The organism is Sphingomonas paucimobilis NBRC 13935, from assembly GCF_000739895.2.
Lineage (GTDB): Bacteria > Pseudomonadota > Alphaproteobacteria > Sphingomonadales > Sphingomonadaceae > Sphingomonas > Sphingomonas paucimobilis.
In genome coordinates, this window is record NZ_BBJS01000042.1 from 38,883 (window position 1) to 59,054 (window position 20,172).

17 protein-coding genes, 1 tRNA gene and 2 pseudogenes are annotated in these 20,172 nt (G+C 66.5%); 9 read left to right on the forward strand and 11 right to left on the reverse strand.

Translation table 11 applies throughout. From position 1 onward, the window contains the following. Window positions 1–4 precede the first annotated feature (4 nt). Window positions 5–232 (reverse strand): twin transmembrane helix small protein, encoded by a 228-nt coding sequence (locus tag SP6_RS12825; RefSeq protein ID WP_007405546.1) that lies wholly within the window; start codon window positions 230–232, stop codon window positions 5–7. A 10-nt stretch (window positions 233–242) separates the two neighbouring features. Then, a complete protein-coding gene (gene gluQRS, locus SP6_RS12830) occupies window positions 243–1,106 on the reverse strand; it encodes a tRNA glutamyl-Q(34) synthetase GluQRS (RefSeq protein WP_007405562.1) in 864 nt (287 codons plus the stop codon). 110 nt (window positions 1,107–1,216) lie between these two features. On the opposite strand from gluQRS, the gene SP6_RS12835 reads away from it, so the two are divergent. From SP6_RS12835 to SP6_RS12850, 4 genes are all read left to right on the forward strand, one after another. Further along, window positions 1,217–1,783: an HNH endonuclease gene (locus tag SP6_RS12835; protein WP_007405588.1), complete on the forward strand. Its 567-nt coding sequence runs from the start codon at window positions 1,217–1,219 to the stop codon at window positions 1,781–1,783. An 18-nt stretch (window positions 1,784–1,801) separates the two neighbouring features. Further along, on the forward strand, window positions 1,802–2,248 hold the full coding sequence (locus SP6_RS12840; RefSeq protein WP_007405622.1) for an EF-hand domain-containing protein: 447 nt from the start codon (window positions 1,802–1,804) through the stop codon (window positions 2,246–2,248). A 111-nt stretch (window positions 2,249–2,359) separates the two neighbouring features. Continuing rightward, on the forward strand, window positions 2,360–5,035 hold the full coding sequence (gene ppc, locus SP6_RS12845) for a phosphoenolpyruvate carboxylase (protein ID WP_007405596.1): 2,676 nt from the start codon (window positions 2,360–2,362) through the stop codon (window positions 5,033–5,035). A gap of 5 nt (window positions 5,036–5,040) precedes the next feature. Beyond that, entirely contained in the window at window positions 5,041–5,457 is a 417-nt protein-coding gene (locus SP6_RS12850) for an OsmC family protein (RefSeq protein ID WP_007405583.1), read from the forward strand. A gap of 39 nt (window positions 5,458–5,496) precedes the next feature. Here the strand turns inward: SP6_RS12850 and SP6_RS12855 are convergent, their stop codons facing one another. The 6 genes and pseudogenes from SP6_RS12855 to SP6_RS12880 form a co-directional block, all read right to left on the reverse strand. After that, window positions 5,497–5,862: a chorismate mutase gene (locus tag SP6_RS12855; RefSeq protein WP_082052509.1), complete on the reverse strand. Its 366-nt coding sequence runs from the start codon at window positions 5,860–5,862 to the stop codon at window positions 5,497–5,499. A 77-nt stretch (window positions 5,863–5,939) separates the two neighbouring features. Further along, window positions 5,940–6,587, reverse strand: a pseudogene (locus SP6_RS21625) (FMN-binding negative transcriptional regulator). Then, the gene (locus tag SP6_RS12865) at window positions 6,584–7,081 is read right to left on the reverse strand and encodes a methylated-DNA--[protein]-cysteine S-methyltransferase (protein ID WP_037568974.1); all 498 of its coding nucleotides are present in this window, start codon (window positions 7,079–7,081) and stop codon (window positions 6,584–6,586) included. Before SP6_RS12865 ends, SP6_RS21625 begins: the two are co-directional and overlap by 4 nt. Before the next feature lie 50 nt (window positions 7,082–7,131). Beyond that, complete coding sequence (locus SP6_RS12870) at window positions 7,132–7,524, reverse strand: acyl-CoA thioesterase (RefSeq protein ID WP_007405577.1); 393 nt, start codon at window positions 7,522–7,524, stop codon at window positions 7,132–7,134. Further along, complete coding sequence (locus SP6_RS12875) at window positions 7,521–8,126, reverse strand: DedA family protein (RefSeq protein ID WP_007405624.1); 606 nt, start codon at window positions 8,124–8,126, stop codon at window positions 7,521–7,523. Before SP6_RS12875 ends, SP6_RS12870 begins: the two co-directional genes overlap by 4 nt. Beyond that, window positions 8,102–10,171 carry a S9 family peptidase gene (locus SP6_RS12880; RefSeq protein WP_007405552.1) on the reverse strand — a complete coding sequence of 690 codons (2,070 nt, stop codon included), beginning with the start codon at window positions 10,169–10,171 and terminating at the stop codon, window positions 8,102–8,104. Before SP6_RS12880 ends, SP6_RS12875 begins: the two co-directional genes overlap by 25 nt. Before the next feature lie 270 nt (window positions 10,172–10,441). Here SP6_RS12880 and SP6_RS12885 point away from each other — a divergent pair, with 270 nt between their 5' ends. Together SP6_RS12885 and SP6_RS20990 are read left to right on the forward strand one after the other, a co-directional pair. After that, the gene (locus tag SP6_RS12885; protein WP_007405625.1) at window positions 10,442–12,232 is read left to right on the forward strand and encodes an aminopeptidase P family protein; all 1,791 of its coding nucleotides are present in this window, start codon (window positions 10,442–10,444) and stop codon (window positions 12,230–12,232) included. Window positions 12,233–12,670: 438 nt separating this feature from the next. After that, a complete protein-coding gene (locus SP6_RS20990) occupies window positions 12,671–12,946 on the forward strand; it encodes a hypothetical protein (RefSeq protein ID WP_126053207.1) in 276 nt (91 codons plus the stop codon). 74 nt (window positions 12,947–13,020) lie between these two features. On the opposite strand, the gene SP6_RS12890 is transcribed toward SP6_RS20990, so the two are convergent. Together SP6_RS12890 and SP6_RS12895 are read right to left on the reverse strand one after the other, a co-directional pair. After that, entirely contained in the window at window positions 13,021–17,625 is a 4,605-nt protein-coding gene (locus tag SP6_RS12890) for an NAD-glutamate dehydrogenase (RefSeq protein ID WP_007405542.1), read from the reverse strand. 92 nt (window positions 17,626–17,717) lie between these two features. After that, complete coding sequence (locus SP6_RS12895) at window positions 17,718–18,545, reverse strand: PAS domain-containing protein (RefSeq protein ID WP_007405503.1); 828 nt, start codon at window positions 18,543–18,545, stop codon at window positions 17,718–17,720. Between the two features lie 141 nt (window positions 18,546–18,686). Between SP6_RS12895 and SP6_RS12900 the strand changes: the two genes are divergently transcribed. The 3 genes from SP6_RS12900 to SP6_RS21525 all read left to right on the forward strand — a co-directional run bounded on the left by SP6_RS12900 (window position 18,687) and on the right by SP6_RS21525 (window position 19,883). Then, window positions 18,687–18,762: transfer RNA gene (locus tag SP6_RS12900), tRNA-Thr, on the forward strand. Window positions 18,763–18,912: 150 nt separating this feature from the next. Then, window positions 18,913–19,707 carry a tyrosine-type recombinase/integrase gene (locus SP6_RS20470; protein WP_050794194.1) on the forward strand — a complete coding sequence of 265 codons (795 nt, stop codon included), beginning with the start codon at window positions 18,913–18,915 and terminating at the stop codon, window positions 19,705–19,707. After that, window positions 19,689–19,883: a hypothetical protein gene (locus tag SP6_RS21525; RefSeq protein WP_007405589.1), complete on the forward strand. Its 195-nt coding sequence runs from the start codon at window positions 19,689–19,691 to the stop codon at window positions 19,881–19,883. The genes SP6_RS20470 and SP6_RS21525 overlap by 19 nt, the downstream gene beginning before the upstream one ends. 68 nt (window positions 19,884–19,951) lie before the next feature. On the opposite strand, the pseudogene SP6_RS20995 reads toward SP6_RS21525, so the two are convergent. Continuing rightward, window positions 19,952–20,172 (reverse strand): annotated as a pseudogene (locus tag SP6_RS20995) (IS481 family transposase); the annotation flags it as partial.

Genomic DNA, 20,172 nt, shown 5'->3' on the forward strand with positions numbered 1-20,172 from the left:
GGGATCAGGTCCGCCCCGCCATGAACAACAGCAGCACGACGACGGTGATCGCCAGCGCCTGGAAGAAGATGCGCTGCTGCATCATCCGGTTGGATTTCAGTTGTGACGCGGTCGGCCCCTCGCCCCGTGCCTCGGCCGAGGCCTCCTGCAGGAAGGAGATGATGCCGCGCACCAGCGCGACGACGGTGGCGATCATCGCCGCGATCAGCAGGATCACGAGAAAAGTGGTCATGGCCGGAAGCTTACGCCTCCCCCAGCCGAAATCCAGCAGGAAGCATATTGCGGCGCAACGCATCGGCGAGCGCCCGCCCATCCTCGCCCGCCTCGCGCATCGCCGCCAGCGCCGGCGCGCCGTTGCGCTTGGCCAGCCGCTGGCCATCCGCGCCGACGATCAGCGGATGATGGTGATAAAGCGGCGTCGGCAAGCCGAGCAGGGCTTGCAGCAACCGGTGGACATGCGTCGCGTCGAACAGGTCGACCCCGCGCACCACGTCGGTCACGCCCTGCGCGGCGTCGTCGACCGTCACCGCGAGATGATAGCTGGCCGGCGCATCCTTGCGCGCGAGGATCACGTCGCCATGGCTCAGCGGGTCGGCGGCGACCTCCCCCGCCCCCGAGTCCTGCCAAGCCAGCGGCCCGGCCCGTTCTACGGCCCGCGCCATGTCGATCCGCCAGCCATGCGGCTCGCCCATCCGCGCCGCCCGCTCCGCCACCGACAGATGCCGGCACGTTCCCGGATAGACGGCGGTCGCCCCATGCGGCGCCGACAGGCTGGCGGCGATCTCGGCGCGGGTGCAGAAACAGGGATAGAGCAGATCGGCCAGCCGCGCTTGCGCCGCCGCATACAGATCCAGCCGCTCCGACTGGAAGGACAGGTCGTCCCATTCCAGCCCCAGCCATTCCAGATCGCGCAAGATCGTCTCGACATGCTCGGGCCGACTGCGCGTGCCGTCGATATCCTCGATCCGCAGCAGGAAACGCCCGCCCCCTGCCCGCGCCAGATCATGCGCGCGCACCGCCGACAGCGCATGGCCCAGATGCAGCCGCCCGGTGGGGCTGGGCGCGAAACGGGTAACGGGGCGCGGCACGGCCGCCTCTCCACTCATCGCGCGCACCCTTGACCGCGATTCCAATCCCATGCTGTCATAGCATGCAGTGTCATAGCCATGTCACGCGCCTGCGCGAAGAGCGTCGGCGTACCACGAAGGGAGGAGCTGTGTTTCATCCCGACCTGATCCGACACCCGGACAGTTGTCCGGCGCTTGTGCTGAATGCGGACTATACGCCGCTGTCCTATTATCCGCTGTCGGTCTGGCCCTGGCAGACCGCAGTGAAGGCCGTGTTCCTCGACCGGGTGGATATCGTCGCCCATTATGAGCGGGAGGTGCGCAGCCCGACCGCCAAGGTCAAGCTGCCCTCGGTCATCGCGCTCAAGCAATTCGTGAAGCCGTCGCAATTCCCGGCCTTCACCCGTTTCAACCTGTTCCTGCGCGACCGGTTTTCCTGCCAATATTGCGGATCGCACCGCGACCTGACCTTCGACCATGTCATCCCGCGTGCGCAGGGCGGGCGGACGACCTGGGAGAATGTCGTCACCGCCTGTGCGCCGTGCAATCTGAAGAAGGGCGGGCGCACCCCGCGCCAGGCCAATATGCCGCTGCATATCGAGCCGATCCGCCCGACAAACTGGCATTTGCAAGAACATGGCCGCAGCTTCCCGCCCAATTATCTGCATGAAACATGGCACGACTGGCTTTATTGGGACGTTGAACTGGAAGCGTAACGAGCCAAGGAGTCGGGAATGCGTGGTTGGGCGATAGGCCTGGGGCTGACGGCATTGATGGCCGCCACCACCGCTTGCGGCAAAAAGGAAGAAAGCCGTGCGGAAGCCGATCGCGCTGCGGCCAAGGCGGGCTTCGTGCCCCCGTCCGTTACCAGCCGCGTCGATTTCGGCAGCATGATGGCCCGCCGCTTTCGCGAACTCGACCGCGACGGCAACGACATCATCACCGCCGACGAAATGCCGACGACCAATTCGCGGCTCTGGGCGCTCGACCGCAACAAGGACGGCGAGATCACCGAAAGCGAATTCTTCGAAGGCATGCTCGCCCGGTTCGATCGCATGGACCTGAACCGCGACGGCACCGTCACGTCGGAGGAACGCGAAGCCTCGCGCACCGAACGTCCTACGACGCCGACCAATCCGGTGGCCACGGGCGCCGGGGCAACGCCGGGCAATGCGAGTTGAGGAACAAGCCCTTTAACGCAATTATTGGCCATGCCAGACGATAATATTATACCAAAATTGCCGTCTACAATCGGTTGACGCCCGCGCTATTGCGTTGCAGCAATAGCGCCCATGACGACCCTGCCCCCCATCGCCAACAATGCCGACATCCGCTTCCTGGGCGCCCAGCTTGGGGATGTAATCCGCCGCTATGGTGGCGATGCGCTGTTCGAAGCGACCGAGGCGATCCGGCGGGCGTCCGTCGATCGGCACCGGGGCCTGGGCGACGATGCCGCGGTCGATCTGCAGCTCGAACGGCTCGCGCTCGACGAGACGCTGGATTTCGTGCGCGGCTTCATGCTGTTCTCGATGCTCGCCAATCTGGCCGAAGACCGGCAGGGCATCGCCCGCGAGCCCGCCGCCGACATCGCCGATGTGCTGGAAACGCTGGCCGAACAGGGTATCGATCGTGATACGGCGATGGCGCTGCTGGGGCAGGCCCTGGTCGTGCCCGTGCTGACCGCGCACCCGACCGAGGTGCGGCGCAAGAGCATGATCGACCATCGCAACCGCATCGCCGAGTTGCTGGCGATGCGCGACGCCGGCCGCGACGTCACGCCCGATGGCGACGATGTCGAAGCCGCGATCGGGCGGCAGATCGCGCTTCTCTGGCAGACCCGCGTGCTGCGCCGCGAACGGCTCTACGTCACCGACGAGGTCGAGACGGCGCTGTCCTATCTGCGCGACGTATTCCTGCCGGTGGTGCCGGCGCTGTACCAGCGTTGGGACAAGGCGTTCGGCGCGCGCGTGCCCGCCTTCCTGCGCCCCGGTTCGTGGATCGGCGGCGACCGCGACGGCAATCCCTTCGTCACCGCCGATTCGCTGACCACCGCGCTGGCACAGGCGGCCGAGGCCGTGCTGGGCCATTATTGCGAGGCCGTGCACGCGCTGGGCGCCGAACTCTCCATCTCGACCGGCCATGCCGAGGTCGATGAGGCCGTGCTGGCGCTGGCCGAGGCGAGCGGGGACGACGCGGTCAGCCGGTCGGACGAACCCTATCGCCGGGCGCTCTCGGGCATTTATGCGCGGCTGGCGGCGACGCATGAGGCGCTGACCGGCAAGCCCGCCCCGCGCCCCGGTCGGCTGACCGGCGAACCCTATCCCGATCCCAAGGCGCTGCGCACCGATCTGGTCGCCATCGCGCGCGGGCTGGCGGCACGCGGAGACGGGGCGCTGGCCAGTGGCGGGGCGCTCGGGCGGCTGATCCGCGCGGTCGAGACCTTCGGCTTCCACCTCGCCACGCTCGACCTGCGGCAGAATTCGGCGGTGCATGAACGCGTCGTCGCCGAACTGCTGAAGGTCGCCGGGGTCGAGGAGGATTATCTGACGCTGGACGAGGAGGCGCGCGTCGCCTTGCTGCGTCGCGAGCTTGCCAATGCCCGGCCGCTGGTCAGCCGCTATGCCGATTATTCGGACGAGACACGCTCCGAACTGGCCATCGTCCAGGCCGCCGCCGAGGCGCATGCGCGCTACGGCCCCAAATGCATCACCAACTATATCGTCTCGATGGGCAAGTCGGTGTCCGACCTGCTCGAGATCAATCTGATGCTCAAGGAATTCGGCCTCTACCGCCCGGGCGAGCCCGCGACCGCCGCGATCATGGCGGTGCCCTTGTTCGAGACGATCGAGGATCTGGAAGCCGGGCCGGAGATCATGCGCGCCTATTTCGGCTTGCCCGAAATCGCCGCGATCGTGCGGGCACGCGGGCATCAGGAGGTGATGATCGGCTATTCGGACTCGAACAAGGATGGCGGTTACCTGACCTCCACCTGGTCGCTGTCCAAGGCGTCGAGCGCCTTCCGTCCGGTCTTCGACGAAGCGGGCGTGCGGATGCAGCTCTTCCACGGGCGCGGCGGCGCCGTGGGACGTGGCGGCGGCAGCGCGTTCGCCGCGATCCGGGCCCAGCCGCACGGCACGGTGCAGGGCCGCATCCGCATCACCGAACAGGGCGAGGTGATCGCAGGCAAATATGGCACACGCGACTCGGCGATGACCAATCTCGAGGCCATGGCCTCCGCCACCTTGCTGGCCAGCCTGGAGCCCGAACGGCTCTCGGCCGACCAGAATGCGCGTTTCACCGGCGCGATGGAACAATTGTCGGCGACCGCGTTCCGCACCTATCGCGACCTAGTCTATGGCACCGAGGGCTTCCGCACCTTCTTCCGCCAGATGACGCCGATCGCCGAGATTGCCGGCCTGAAGATCGGCAGCCGCCCGGCCAGCCGCAAGAAGTCGGACGCGATCGAAGATCTGCGCGCCATCCCCTGGGTGTTCAGCTGGGCGCAGGCGCGCGTCATGCTGCCCGGCTGGTTCGGCGTCGGCACCGCCATCGCGAACTTCGAGGACAAGGCGCTGCTCGCCGACATGGCGAAGAACTGGCCCTTCTTCGCCGCGACGCTGGCAAATATGGAGATGGTGCTGGCCAAGTCCGATATCGGCATCGCTAAGCGCTATGCTGGGCTGGTCGAGGATGAAGGCCTGCGCGATACGATCTTCGGGCGCATCCATGACGGCTGGCACCGTGCGCGCGACGGGTTGCTGACGGTCACGGGGCAGCCGCGCCTCCTCTCCGACAATCCGGCACTGGAGGCATCGATCCGCCTGCGCCTGCCCTATATCGAGCCGCTCAACCTGCTCCAGATCGAACTCATGAAGCGCCACCGCGCGGGCGAAAGCGATCCGCGCATCGGCGAGGGCATTCTGCTGTCGATCAACGGTATCGCCACCGCGCTGCGCAACAGCGGGTAACGGCGATGACCGATTTCATCGTCCATTATGAGGGCGACCTGCGCTGCCGGACGGAGCATCCCGAATCCGGTGCGGTCCTGGTCACCAACGCGCCGCAGGATCTGGGCGGCAGTGGCGAAGGCTTTTCGCCGAGCGATCTTCTGTCGGTGTCGCTGGGTGGCTGCGTGCTCAGCATCATGGCGATGGCGGGGCGTGTCGCCGGGCTGGAACTGGCGTGCACGACCGCGACCGTGACGAAGGAGATGGGCAACGCGCCGCGTCGGATCGACAGACTGGCGGTGACGGTCTCGGTTCCGGGGCATTACGACGCGGCTCAGCGCAAGCGGCTGGAAGCGGCGGCGAATGCCTGCCCGGTCCATGCGGTGCTCGGCATCGATGCGCCGATCACGATCGTCTGGGACGAGACGCCCCCGGCGACTTAGGCCCTGCCGAGCGCGGAGGGTAAGAGGTAGGGGGTCGGTTCAACGTCGGATTTGCCGCGCCTCCTCGGCCGTAAAGCCCTCCACCATCGCGCGGAACGTGGCTTCCGCTATGTCCGGGTTTACGCCCTGTCGGGCTGCTTTCTCGCGAATGCGCGTCAGGATCTGGCGGATGCGCGTCTCGTCACGCACCGTGGCGGCGGAGGTCTTGAAGCGCTCCGCCTGGGCAACATAGCGCGAGCGTTCGGCCATCAGGCGCAGGATCTGGTCGTCGATCCGGTCGATATTGGTGCGCACCTCGCCCAAAGTCCGGCAGCACGGAGTGGGCGGTGGCTCCGTCGTCTGTGCGACGACTGGCACGGGCGAAAGAATGATGAGGGACATGCCCCAGGGCGAAAGCCGGCGCATCCATGATCTCCGCTATGATGCCAAGGCCGATACGGTCCCATCTCGTGGGCGGCCAGTGACATCGCCGTCACGTCCTCTCAGCCCGTTCGATCACGTTCCGCTTCCGCCATCACCGCCGCCATTGCCCGGTCGCCTGGCTGTGGCGAGGCGGTCAGCCCGGCGATCACGCCGCGTCGGTTCGGCTCGGGATGATGCTGAGCGATCTTCCACACGCCCTCCAGCCGCGCGACATGCAGAGACAGGCCAACGATGCCGCGCTGCAAGCCTTGGATAAAGCCCTCGGGCGCGTCGGCAATCGACCAGGGTTCGGCGCGCCCCGCCTCATGCCGATCGGTCAGCCGCGCCAGATGCGCCGAGAGCTAGGCGGGATCGCGTGTCGTGGAGAGCGTGCCATGCGCCTGGATCACGACATAATTCCAGGTCGGCACCACCTTTCCATGTTCGCGCTTGGCGGGATACCAGCCGGGATGGACATAGGCGTGCGGCCCCTGGAACATCGCCAGCGCCGGAATACCGCCATCGGCCCATCGCCAGAGCGGGTTGGCGAGGGCGACATGCCCCTCCAGCACCAGCGTCTCGCCATCACGCATCGCCAGCATGGGCAGCGAGACCGCTTCGGGTGCGCCGTCGCGCACCACGACCAGCGCAGCCAGCCCGATGGCGTCGACCGCCTCCAGCAGCACATCCTCGCGCATTTCCCGGAAGGCGCGCGGTGGGTAGCTCATGCGAGCGCCAATTGCCGCTCGCCGCGTTCATGGGCGAGCAGCCACTGCTTGACCGCCAGCCCGCCCGCAAAGCCGGTCAGCGTGCCATTCGCGCCGATCACGCGGTGACAGGGGGTGACGATGGACAGCGGATTGCGGCCATTGGCGGCCCCGACCGCACGCGAGGCGCCCGGCCGGCCGATCGCGGCGGCGAGCGCGGCGTAGCTGCGCGTTTCGCCATAGGGAATGGCGTTGAGGCCCGTCCACACCGCCTTTTGAAACGCGGTGCCCTCGGGATCGAGCGGCAGGTCGAACACGCGCCGATCCCCGGCAAAATATTCGGACAATTGGCGCATCGCCGCGACCAACAGGATATGGGCCGGATCGCCCTGCCGCTCGGGCAGCCTCACCCGCCCTTCCCGCTCCTCCGCCCAAAGAATGGCGCGCAGGCCTTGGGTGCTCGCCACTAAAGTCAGCTCGCCCACCGGCGAGGCCATGGTGCATTCGCTCAACATGGGGCCAAGCCTAGCCCATCCACGAGCGCGATGCGTCCCGCTTCTTGCGGTCAAACCATGAAAGGCGCGGCGATCTCGGGCGTGACGCGCAGCAGGCGGCCGGTCTCGCGATCGATCAGCGCCCAGGTGGTCACCGCCTCCACCTTCACCTGCCCATCCTGGCCGAGGAAACGGACATGGCGGTCGAACCGCGCGCCCTTGGGAGGGTTGGGCACCCAGGTTTCCGCCGTCACCGTCTCTCCCGCCACGACATTGCCGCGATAGTCGATCTCATGCCGCGTCACGACCCAGATATGCGCCGCGACATGCTCGGGCGGCGCGACGGCTTCCCAGTGCGCGGTGGCGATCGCCTGAATCCACTGGACCCAGACGGCGTTGTTCACATGGCCGAGCTCGTCGATATGCTCGGGGCCTGCGGTAATGCTCAGGGTGAAGCGGCTCATGCCCGGTCGCTCGACTCCTTATGCCGTTGCCACATCATGCGCAGGCCCCAGCCGATCGCGGCGGCGACCATGACCAGCGCCGCGGCCATCAGGATATGCGGCAGGCTGGGCCGCCAGCGCGCCGCCAGTTCCTGAAACGCCTCCCCGAAAAGATAGCCGATGCCGATGAAGATGGATGCCCAGCATGCGGCGGATACGGCATTGACCGCGACGAACAGCCGGGTCGGCACCTCGCTGGTGCCGATCGCGACCGGGCTGATCGTGCGCAGGCCATAAAGAAAGCGAAAGGCGAAGATGAAGCCGACCGGATAGCGCTCCATCATGCCCATGACGCGGGCATAGACGCGACGCTTGCGCAGCTTGCCCACCCATCGGCCGTCACGCGCGCGCCGGCCGATGGTGAAGAAGATCTGGTCGGCGATGAACGATCCGATCGCGGCGGCGAGTACCGCGGCGGGCCAGGCGACCAGCCCCTGATGCGCCAGGATGCCGCCGGTGACGACCGCCGTTTCCCCCTCCAGCCCCGCACCCAGCGCGATCGCCACCACCCCGAAGCGCGCGACGATCGCCTCGATACTCAGGACTCGACTCCCATCTGCCACAGGACGAAGGCATGCTCCTCCGCCCCCTCGCGCAGGGACTCAAACCGGCCCGACTTGCCGCCATGGCCGGCGCCCATATTGGTCTTGAGCAGCAGCAGGTTGGTATCGGTCTTGGTCGCGCGCAATTTGGCGGCCCATTTGGCGGGCTCCCAATAGGTCACGCGCGGATCGTTCAGGCCGCCCGAAATGAACATCGGGGGATAGGCCTGTGCCCGGACATTGTCATAGGGGCTGTAGCTGCGGATCAGCTCGAACGCCGCTTGGTCCTCGATCGGGTTGCCCCATTCGGGCCACTCGCCCGGCGTCAGCGGCAGTTCGGCGTCCATCATCGTGTTGAGCACATCGACGAACGGCACATCGGCGATCACCGCGCCCCAGAGCTCGGGGTCCGAATTGACCACCGCGCCCATCAGCTCGCCGCCCGCCGAGCGGCCCGCGATCGCGATCTGGCCCTCGGCGGTCCAGCCACCGTCGATCAGCCCCTTCGCCACGTCGACGAAGTCGTGGAAGGTGTTGGTCCGCTTCTCCAGCTTGCCGTCGAGATACCATTGCTGGCCCAGATCGTCACCGCCACGGATATGCGCGATGGCATAGGCGAAGCCGCGATCGAGCAGGCTCATGCGCCCCGTCGAGAAGCCCGGCGGAATGGCATAACCGTAGGCGCCATAGGCATAGAGGAACAGCTTGCCCGATCCGTCGCGCGGGAAGTCCTTCGGGTAGACGATCGACACCGGCACCATCGTCCCGTCGCGAGCAGCGATCTTCAGCCGCTCGGTCCGATACTTGTCCGCGTCATAGCCCGAGGGGATTTCCTGCACCTTCAGCTGGGTCAGGCCGCCGGTCGCGACGTCATAGTCATAAACCGTACCCGGCGTGACCATCGACTCGTAACCCAGCCGCAGGACCGACACGTCATATTCGGGATTGTCGCCCAGGCCCGCCGTATAGCTTTCCTCGGGAAATTCGATCCGCTCCGGCACGGTCGGCGTATCGTAGCGGTGGATGGCTATGCGGTCCAAGCCGTCCTCGCGCCCCTCGACCACGAAGAAGTCCTTATAACACTCGACCCCGGTCATGTAGAAATGCGGGTCTGGGCCGATCAGCTCGTGCCAGTCACCGGGATTCTCGATCGAGGCGGTACACAGGCGGAATTGCGGGTCCGTGTCGTTGGTATGGATGAACAGCGTGCCTTCATGCTCGTCCACGTCATATTCGCGCCCCTCCTTGCGAGGGGCGACCAGGATGGGTTCGGCGAAGACATTGTCGGCGGGCAGCAGCCGCACCTCGCTGGTGACGTGATCGCCGGTCGCGATCACGATCCAGTTGCGCGCCGACGTTTCGGCGACGGCGACGCGGTAGCCTTCGTCATCCTCGTGGAACAACTCGACATCCTGCTCGACCGGGGTGCCCAGCTTGTGGAAGCGGGCATTGTCGGTCCGCCACTGCGCATTCGCCACGCCGTAGAGGAAGCCGCTATCGTCCGCGACCCAGACGATTTCCGACAACATGCCCGGAATCACCTCGGGCAAATGTTCGCCGCTGGTCAGGTCCTTGATCCGCACCTCGAACCGCTCCGAGCCATTGTCGTCGATCGCATAGGCCAGATACCGGCCGTTATTGCTGATCGAGAAGGCGCCTAGCCGGAAATATTCCTTGCCCTCGGCCAGCGCCGGTTCGTCGAGCAGCAGCTCGTCGGGACCGCCCGCGACGGGCTTCCTCCACCATTTGCGGTACTGGCCACCCGTCTCGAACGCGGTCCAGTAGAGCCAGTCGCCATCCTTTTGCGGGACCGAGGATTCATCCTCCTTGATCCGCCCCTTCATCTCTTCGTACAGCCGGTCGATCAGCGGCTGGCGCGGGGCCATGACGCTCTCGAAATAGGCGTTCTCCGCCTCGACATAGGCGAGCACGTCCTTGTCGGTGACCTCGGGATAAGCGGGGTCCTTTAACCAGGCATAGGGATCGTCAATGGTGATGCCATGGGCGGTGAAACTGTGCGGGCGGGTTTCGGCAACGGGCGGGGTGAGCGCGGTCGGTTCGGTCATCGTGCGGATGTAGCTAGGCTTTCACGCCGCCGGAAGGGGTGGGGTTCGGTTTCTCCCGCCCCTCCGTTCACGGCCACCGCTTCCGCCCATGCGCGCCATACCTCCGTTCACGCTGAGCGAAGTCGAAGCGCACGCTCCCCGCCCTGCCACAAGGGCGATCCCATGGCCTTCGACTTCGCTCGGGCTGAACGGAGGATCGGCCTTGTGGCTCGACGCTGTGGGCGTGCGGAGCTAGACCGGTCGCGTTTCCCATCCTTGTCAGGTTCCGTCATGTCCCATTCCGCCCGCCTCGCCGCCCTTCGTGCCGAACTGGCCAAGCAGGGACTGGACGGCTTCGTCGTGCCGCTGACCGATGAGCATATGAGCGAATATGTCGGCGACTATGCGCAGCGGCTGGCTTGGCTGACCGGGTTCGGCGGGTCGGCGGGAACGGCGGTGGTGCTGGCCGACAAGGCGGCGATCTTCACCGATGGCCGCTATACACTCCAGGTGCGCGAGCAGGTGTCGGCCGAGGACTATGCCTATATCCCGGTGCCGCAGGACAGCGTTGCCGGCTGGCTGGGCCGCGAAACGGCGGCGGGGCAGCGGATCGGCTATGACCCGTGGCTGCACACCCGCCAGCAGGTCGCCGACATGACCGCCGCGCTGGCCGACCGGGAGGCGGAACCGGTCGCGGTCGCGGCCAATCCGATCGATACGGTCTGGACCGATCGCCCTGTCCCTTCGCCCGCCATGCTGACGGTGCAAAGCGATGATATCGCGGGTGAAGGCTCCGCCACCAAGCGCGCACGGATCGGCGAATGGCTGGCCGAGCAGCGGGCGGATGCGGTGGTGCTGTCGGCGCTCGACTCGATCGCCTGGACGCTCAACGTGCGCGGTACCGATGTCGCGCATACGCCGGTCGCGCTCTCCTATGCCATCGTCCATGCGGACGGCGAGACCGACCTGTTCATCGCGCCCGAGAAGATCACGCCCGAGGTGCGCGCGCATCTGGGCAATGCGGTGCGGCTGCACGACCGGGCGGCGTTCGAGGGCTATCTGGGCGGCTTTGCCGGCAAGCGGATCGTCGCCGATCCCGAGCGCGCGGTGGCGGGCATTGCCCAGGCCCTGGAAGCCGGTGGCGCCAAGGTGCTCGCGCTTCGCGATCCCGTCGTGCTGACCAAGGCGATCAAGAACCCCGCCGAAGTCGCCGGCCACCGTGCCGCCTCGATCCGCGACGGCGCGGCGATGGTGAAGTTCCTGCGCTGGGTCGAAAGCGAATGCCCCAAGGGCGAGCAGACCGAATTGTCCGCCGCGGCGCAATTGCTGGCGTATCGCGAGGCGACCGGGCTGCTCAAGGACACCAGCTTCTCCACCATCTCGGCGACGGGCGCGCATGGCGCGAGCCCGCATTATCATGTCACCGAGGAGTCGAATACGGCGATCGAACTGGGCCAGCTCTTCCTGATCGACTCCGGCGGCCAGTATCAGGACGGCACCACCGACATCACCCGCGTCATGCCGATCGGTGAGCCGACGCACGAGATGCGCGACCGCTTCACCCGCGTGCTGAAGGGGCATATCGGGCTGGCGACGGCGGTGTTCCCGGACGGAACGCTGGGCGGGCATCTGGATTCGCTGGCGCGGCGGCCGCTCTGGGAAGTCGGGCTGGATTATGCCCATGGTACGGGCCACGGCGTCGGCGCATACCTGTCGGTGCATGAAGGGCCGCAGCGTATCGCCGCCCCCAACTATCCCGGCGGGGCCGCCATGGAGCCGCTGCGCGCGGGCATGATGCTGTCCAACGAGCCGGGTTATTACAAGGCGGGCGAATATGGCATTCGCATCGAGAATCTGGTGCTGGTCGAGCCGCGCGATATTCCCGGCGCGGACCGGGACATGCTGGGGTTCGCAACGCTGACGCTATGCCCGATCGAGCGGACGCTGATCGTGCCGGAGTTGTTGACAGCGCAGGAGCGGGACTGGCTCAACGCCTATCATGCGCGGGTGGCGGAGGTTCTCGCGCTCGAGTTGGAGGGTGCGGATCGCGACTGGTTACTGGAGAAGTGCGCGGCGATCTGATTTTTGCGTGCGAAGACGCGGATATCATGTTCACGCAGAGGGGCAGACGACACCGCGAGGTAGTGCGCGCGGCCGCGCTCGCTGATCATCACCGCTTGAGGTAATGGCACGCCGGCGCAGCGAGTGAGAATCTCCACGTCCTCCGCGCGAACCACATTTGCCTTCATTTTCGCGTCTTCGCGTGAATAAGCAAACGCCGCGTAAGAGAAGCCTCTCTCGCAGCATGTGGCGGGCCTTAATAATATAGGAACTTGCAAATTGACCTATGCGCCAGACCAGAATCGCATGACGCCGACAGGAAAAGCGCTGACGAACACCTATAAAGCATTTGCTTTTGTTGCCGAGGGCTTATCACAAATATATGGTCAATGAGGTGCTATGATTCGGGTGTCCATGGCACACCCGTCGGATGGCGCTCATTGCTTTGGGAGTAAACCAATGAAAATCGTCTTACATGGAGTTGCGGGTACCATTTTGATGCTCGGTTCGCCAGCCCTCGCGCAAGAGGCTGTGCCAATCGAACTTGGAGACAATGGTAGCGGGAATGCATGCGAGAATGGAAATTGGATGATTGTCGGCTTCGAAAGCCGTGAACAATGCATCGCCACCTTCGGCGAGCCCGATGTCAAACCTGACCGTCCAGGTTCGGGTTCCATCGACCTAAAGGGCAAAGGGCAGCAATGCTTCCCAGCATCCCGCGTCAATCAATGCTGATTTGAAAAATTCTCTCCCGCAGATAGGCTGCGGGAGAGTTTCGTTAAGGTAACACCGCAACCTAATCCTGATCCTTACCGACCCAGCAGTACCCGTGCTTGGCCCGCTATCTGGGCCAGCATCGCGGCGTTCGGTTGCGCGGCCAGACGCGCCCGGTCGATCACCGCCTTGAACTGGCCGACGCGCGCGGCATTGCGTTCCAGCCAGGCTTCGACCGCCGCTTCCGGGTCTGTCGTGCCCGCACGGCCCAGGAAGTCGAGCCGTTGCTGCTGGAAATCGCGCGCGAGGCCCGCGATCAGCAGGCGCTCCCACGGATCGCTGGGGCTGATCCGCGCCGCCTGTCCCTGTGCCCAGTCTAGGCCGAGCGCCTGACCCAAACGGGTGAAGGCATGGGTCAACCGCGTCTCGTCGAGCGACAGCCGCTGGCCCAGATCGGCCAGACCCACCGCGCCGTCGAGCTCGGACACGCGCACCACCTGTGCCGCGAGATCGGCAGGCGCGCCCGCCTCTTCCAGCGCGGCGACGACCCGTGCGCTCTGCGCCTTGGCCTCGTCGCGCAGCAGCGCGGGCGTTTCCGCCGCCAGCCGCTCGATCCCCGGCTGCAACCGCTCCAGCGCCGCGCCGGGCGAGGTGCCCGCAGGCATGGAGCGCAACAGGTCGGCGATCTGCGAACGGGTGGCGCGCGCCACCTCGTCGAACAGCGCGATACGTGCCGCCTCGGGCATCACTGCCGTCTCGATCGCGGTCCATAGGGCGGGAAGGTCGAACAGCCGCTCGACCACGACGAACATCGCCGCGATGTCGGCCATCGCCGCGCCTTCCTCCTCCGCCAGTTCGAACGGGTGGAGGATGCCCATGCGGTTGACGATCCGGTTGGCGAGCTTGGTCGCGACGATCTCGCCGCGCAGGCGGTGCTGGTCGATCGCCTCGCCGAACTGTTCCTGCATCGCGGGCGGGAAGGCCGCGCGCAGATCAGGGAGCAGTTCGGCGTCGAGCGCCAGCGGGCTGGTCTCGATCGCGTCCTGCAGGGTCAGCTTGGCCGTCGCCAGCAGCACCGCCAGTTCGGGCCGGGTCAGCGGAATGCCGTCCTGCCCGCGCCGCAGCAGCACGTCGTTGCTGCCCAGCCCCTCGACCGCGCGGTCAAGCCGTCCGGCGCTCTCGAAAATCTCGATCACGCGGACATAGCTCGGCATCGCGCCCGCGCCGTCCGCCTCTGCGATCGACAGGCCCAAAGTCTGGAGCCGGTTATCCTCCAGTACGATATGCGCCACGTCGTCGGTCATCGCGGCGAGCAGCGTGTTGCGATCGCCCTCCGCCAGACGGCCCTCGATCATCTCGCGGTTGAGCGCGATCTTGATGTTGACCTCGTTATCCGAACAATCGACGCCCGCCGAATTGTCGATGAAGTCGGTGTTGATCCGCCCACCCCGCTCGGCGAAGGCGATGCGCGCGGCCTGGGTGACGCCCAGATTGGCGCCCTCGCCGATGGCGGTGACGCGCAGATCCTCGGCATCGACGCGCAGCCGGTCGTTGGCCGGATCGCCGACCTGAACGTTATTCTCCGCCGCCGCCTTGATGTAGGTCCCGATGCCACCGAACCAGAGCAGATCGGCCGGGGCCTTCAGGATCGCCGAGATCAGCGCGGTAGGTTCCAGCGAGGTGGCGGTGATGCCCAAAGCCTCGCGGATTTCATCCGACAGCGGGATGGTCTTGGCCGAACGCGGGAAGACGCCGCCGCCGGGCGAGATCAGGCCGGTGTCGTAATCCGCCCAGCTCGACCGAGGGAGCGCGAACATGCGCGCGCGCTCGTCCCAACTCGTGGCGGGATCGGGATTGGGATCGAGGAAGATGTGGCGATGGTCGAACGCCGCGACGAGCTTGATCGCCTTGGACAAGAGCATCCCGTTGCCGAACACGTCGCCCGACATGTCGCCGCAGCCGACGACGCGGATGGACTGCGTCTGCACGTCCACGCCGCGCTCGGCGAAGTGGCGCTGCACCGAGACCCAGGCGCCCTTGGCGGTGATGCCCATCGCCTTGTGGTCATAACCCTGGCTACCCCCGGAGGCGAAGGCGTCGCCCAGCCAGAAGCCGCGCTCCAGCGCCAGCGCATTGGCGACGTCGGAGAAGGTCGCGGTGCCCTTGTCGGCGGCGACGACGAAATAGGGGTCTTCGCCATCCAGCACGCGCACGCCGTCCGGGTGCACCACCGCGCCCTCGACGATATTGTCGGTGATCGACAGCAGCGCGCGGATGAACACGCGGTAGCTTTCCTTGCCCTCGGCCGCCCAGCCGTCACGGTCGGTGACGGGTGACGGAAGCTGCTTGGGGTAGAAACCGCCCTTGGCCCCAGTCGGCACGATGACCGCGTTCTTCACCCGCTGCGCCTTCATCAGGCCCAGAATCTCGGTGCGGAAGTCGTCGCGGCGATCCGACCAGCGCAGGCCGCCGCGCGCCACGGGTCCGGCGCGCAGGTGGATACCCTCGACACGCGGCGAATAGACCCACACCTCGCGCCACGGCAGCGGCGCCGGGAGCCCCGGAATCTTGTGGCTGTCCAGCTTGAACGCCAGCGCTTCCTTGCCCGCCTCGGCAAAGGCATTGGTGCGCAGCGTGGCCGCGATCATGTCGCGGAAGCTGCGCAGGATACGGTCGTCGTCGATCGCCGACACCGCATCGAGGCCCGCCGCAATCGCGGCATCGGCGGCGGCGAGGTCGCCGGTCGTCTTGGGATCATGCGCGGCGGTGAACCGCTCGATCAGCGCGGTCGCCAGCTTGGGCGCCCGGCGCAGCGCATCGACCACCGTGGTCAGGCCATAAGGCAGCCCGGCCTGGCGCAGATAGCGGAACCAGGCGCGGAACAGCACCACCGCCTGCGGGCTGAGCCCGACATCGACGATCAGGCGGTTGAACGCGTCATTCTCCGCCGCGCCCTCCAGCACGGCCGCGATCGCCCCCTCCAGCACCGCCGCGCCCTTGGGCTCGGTCGTCGCCTCGGTCTCGACGATGAAGTCGTGGACGAAGGGATCGGCATCGTCGCGCAACCGCGTCGGCAGCTCGCCGATCACGCGGAAGCCGAAATTCTCCAGCACCGGCACCGCGTCCGACAAAGGCAGCGCGCCGTTCAGCTTGTAGATTTTCAGCTGGCGGTCCTGCCCCGGCTGCACCGGGAACAGGCGCACCGAGCGGCTATTCTCGTCCTCCAGCGCCGACAGACGCAGAATATCGGCGGCGGCCTCTGCCGCATCGCTGACATTGCGGTAATTGGTCGGGAAGCCATTGGCCCAGCGCAGCGCGAGACGCGCGGCACGAGGTGCGGGCACCTGCTCGGCCAGCGCCGCCTCTACATCGGGCATCCAGCCGCGCACCATCTTGCGCAGCCGCTCCGACAGCGCCGCCGTGTCGGGCAGGCGCCCGTCCTGGCGCAGGTCGATGGTGTAGCGGATCAGCGCGACGACGCCGTCCTCCAGCGCGATTGACCAGTTGAGCAGCGAGCCATTGGCCGCCTCGCCCAGCATCTCGCCGATCGCGACGCGGCGCGCGGTGGTCAGCTCGTCGCGCGGCAGCCAGACGAATGCGAACAAATGCCGCTGCAACACCGACCGGATCAGCACCAGCTCGGGCCGCGGCCGATCGGCCAGCGACATGGCGGTCAGCGCCAGTTGCTCCAGCGCCTCGGCCGGGAAGGCCGTCACCAGATCATGCGGCAGCGCGGTCAGCGCATGGGTCAGCGCCTTGCCGGTATGGCCGCGCGGGTCGAAGCCGAACTTGGCCTGCAGTGCCGCCAGACGCGTACGGAGGACGGGCACCTCATGCGGCGGGCTGGCGAGCGCAGCGCTGGTCCACAGCCCCGCATGGATCGACAGGCCGACGACCCGCCCGCCCTCGATCACCGGCACCAGCACCAGGTCGAGCGGTACCGAGCGATGGACGGTCGAGATCGCATTGGACTTGAGCAGCAACGGCGCCGCGCCGCCCTCGACGAAATAGTCCAGCGCGCGCTGGCGCGAGGTGTCAGCGAGCAGCGGTACCTTGTGCGGCGTCCGCGCCACGCCCAGCGCCGGGGCCTCGCGGCCGTCCTCATACCATTTCTCATGGCCGAGCAGCGTCAGCTTGCCGTTCAGGAACCACAGGAGGAGCGCCGCGCCCTCGCCATTCTTCTCGCCCAGCGTGGTCGCATCGGCGGCGAGGGCATCCTGCAAGCCCGACCAGTCCACCACGGCGGCGCGCACATCGGCCAGCACGGCGCGCAGATCGTCGACCAGTCCGCGCCGGTCGCGCGCATCGGCGCGTTCCATTTCCAGATAGATGAAGGATTCGGAGCGGCCACCCGGCGCGCCGATCGCCTGAAGCTCACCCTCTGCGTTGCGGGTGACGGGAAGGACGGGGTGAATCACGCGGTCGATCGCAATGCCGTCCGCGCCGACCATGGCCGCGATCGAATCGACCAGGAAGGGCATGTCGTCATTGACGATGGCGAGGCGCATGCGGCGATGCGTGTCGTCGCCCGACATCGGCTCCAGCGCGATCGACGGCTCGCCGGGGGACCGCCGCTGGGCCACCCCCGCGACGAAGGCCGCCGCAGCAGCCACCTCCGCGGGGCCGAACCCCTGCAACTCCGCCGGAAGGGCGCCCTGGGTCAGCCGTGCGGCAATCGCGTCGGCCATCGGATGCGACATATTCGGTGCCATGGGCGCAAGTCCTAGGCCCGGCTTTCGCGCCGCTCAACCCTTGGCAGTGCAAGAAAAGATGTTGCGCCGCAGCGCAATTTTCATTGCGAGGCGCGCAATACCCTGTCAGCCAGTCGCGGATCATCGGCGACCGATCCCAGGACGGCGATGCGGCCGTCCGTCTCGACCCGCCCGACCATGACGATCAGGGTGCCGGGGCTCGCACCGCTTTCGAACGTCACATGCGCCAGTGCCGCCGGATCGCGCCGGATCCGGTCGCTGGTGGGTGCCTCGACCTGGGCCCAGACCCCATCCGCCGGCTTCGCTGCAGGTCGATGGGTGCCCATCGCGTCGATCAGGGCCGAATCGAGCGTCGCCTGAAGGAGAGGGTCCGCCACTTCCTTCCAGTTCACGACGCCGTGAATGAAGTCGATCGTCTGGCCGGTCGACGAATAGGGCAGCAGGATCGCCCGGTAGAGCGTCGTGCGCCCCCGACTGTTGACGAACTCCGCCTCGAACCCGGCCGGCGCCTTGCTGGCCAGAAGCTGGGGATAATGGCCGATCATCCGGGACAACAGCGACCCCGGCGGCAGATCGGTGACCCGCATCGGCATCGGCGTCTCGCTACATTCCTCACGCAACCCACCACCGATATAGGCGATCGTCGGGTCATCCTCGCCGCCGCGAAAATCGAGCAGCACCGAGTTGGCGGCGAAATCCGCTATCCCTTGCGGGTCGAGCGCATCAATCAACGGATAAGGCGCATCGTCCAGCAGCGACACCCAATGATGATAGGCGCGCGCGTGCAGTCGCCGCTCGACCCCGGCCAGCCCGAAAAGGACATCCTCGCCCAGGGCAGCATCGAGCCCTTCGCCCTCCCCGTCCCGATCGGCGGACGATGCCTCGTTCAGATCCGGCCCGGTGGTCATGATCGCCTTCCTTCTTATCTGGGCATGTCATGCGGGCAACGTCGTTAACGGCGTGTAAAGACGCCAATGCCGCTTGCCAGCCCCCCACAGACCTGTTAAGCGCGCCCACCTCGACCGGATACCAGCCGGTTGCGACGAAGGGCCGCTTTAGCTCAGCTGGTAGAGCATCGCATTCGTAATGCGGGGGTCACAGGTTCGAGTCCTGTAAGCGGCACCATCACGTCCCCGGAACAAACCTGGAAAACCGCAGAAATCTGCAGTAAACTGCCTCCCGGCGGTCCCGTGAAATCTCATTATGTTCCGCCGTGGCCCACTCAAAAGGGGCCACGAATCATGGGGCCACGAACGTTGCAGGAGGCGTGGCCCCATGCTTACGGTTGTGCAGATCCGGGCGCTGAGACCGGCAGAGCGTCCCTACAAGGTGGCCGATTCGGACGGCCTGTATCTGCTGGTGCAGCCATCCGGCGCCCTGCTCTGGCGCTTTCGCTATCGATGCTGCGGCATCGAGCGCAAATTGTCGCTGGGCAGTTTCCCCGACGTCTCCCTGGTCCAGGCGCGCCGGAAGCGCGACGAGGCCAAGGCCGAACTCGATGACGGGATCGACCCCGTCGAGGAAAAGCCCCAGCGGCGGCTGAAGGCCGAACTTGCGGCGCAGACGACGTTCGCGCTCGTCGCCGGGGAATATATTGAGAAGATGGAGCGCGAGGGCCGTTCCCCCGCCACCATCAGAAAGCGCGCTGGTTTCTGGAACTCCTCGACGGCATCGACAAGCCTGATCGCCGCGGTCACCCCGCATGAGCTTCTCGACGTGCTGAACCGGGTCGAGCGACGCGGACATCATGAAACGGCGCTTCGGCTACGTTCCTTTGCCGGCCGCGTCTTCCGCTATGGGTTCGCGACCCTGCGCACCGAGCGCAATCCAGCCGACATCCTGCGCGGCGCCCTTACCGTTCCGCGGGTCAAGCATCACGCCGCGATCGTCGAGCCCAAGAAGGTCGGCGACCTGCTGCGCGCAATCGACGGGTACACGGGGCGGCCCGAGACCCTGCATGCTCTCAGGATCGCGCCGCATGTCTTCCTGCGTCCGGGTGAGCTGTGGCAGGCGAAGTGGAGCGAATCGACTTCGCCGAAAAGGTCTGGCGCGTGCCGGCCGAGCGCATGAAGATGAAGCAGCCGCATGCGATACCGCTGGCGCGGCAGGTGCTGTTCCTGTTGCAGGATCTGCGGTCGCTGGCGCGGGACAGCGAATTCCTCTTCCCGGCGCTTCACACCATCAAGCGCTGCATTTTCCGACAACACGCTGAACGTCGCGCTGCGCCGCCTGGGGTTCGAGAGTGACGAGATGACCAGCCACGGCTTCCGCGCCATGGCCAGCATGCTCCCCAACGAGTCAGGGCTGTGGCATCCCGATGGAGGCACCGATGCAGCGCTGACCGCGTCAGGTGCGGGATCGACGGCTGCAATGCGTAGAGGCAGTCATCAAGCGGCAGCGGCGTGTGACGGCGGAACGCCACAACCATTGCCTCTTCGGCCTCGGACAGGGTCGTTGAATGAGGAGCCTTCGGCCCGGTCTTCAGATCTTCCACCGTCGCCCGCTTGCGCCACTTCGCCACCCTCTTCGGGTTGG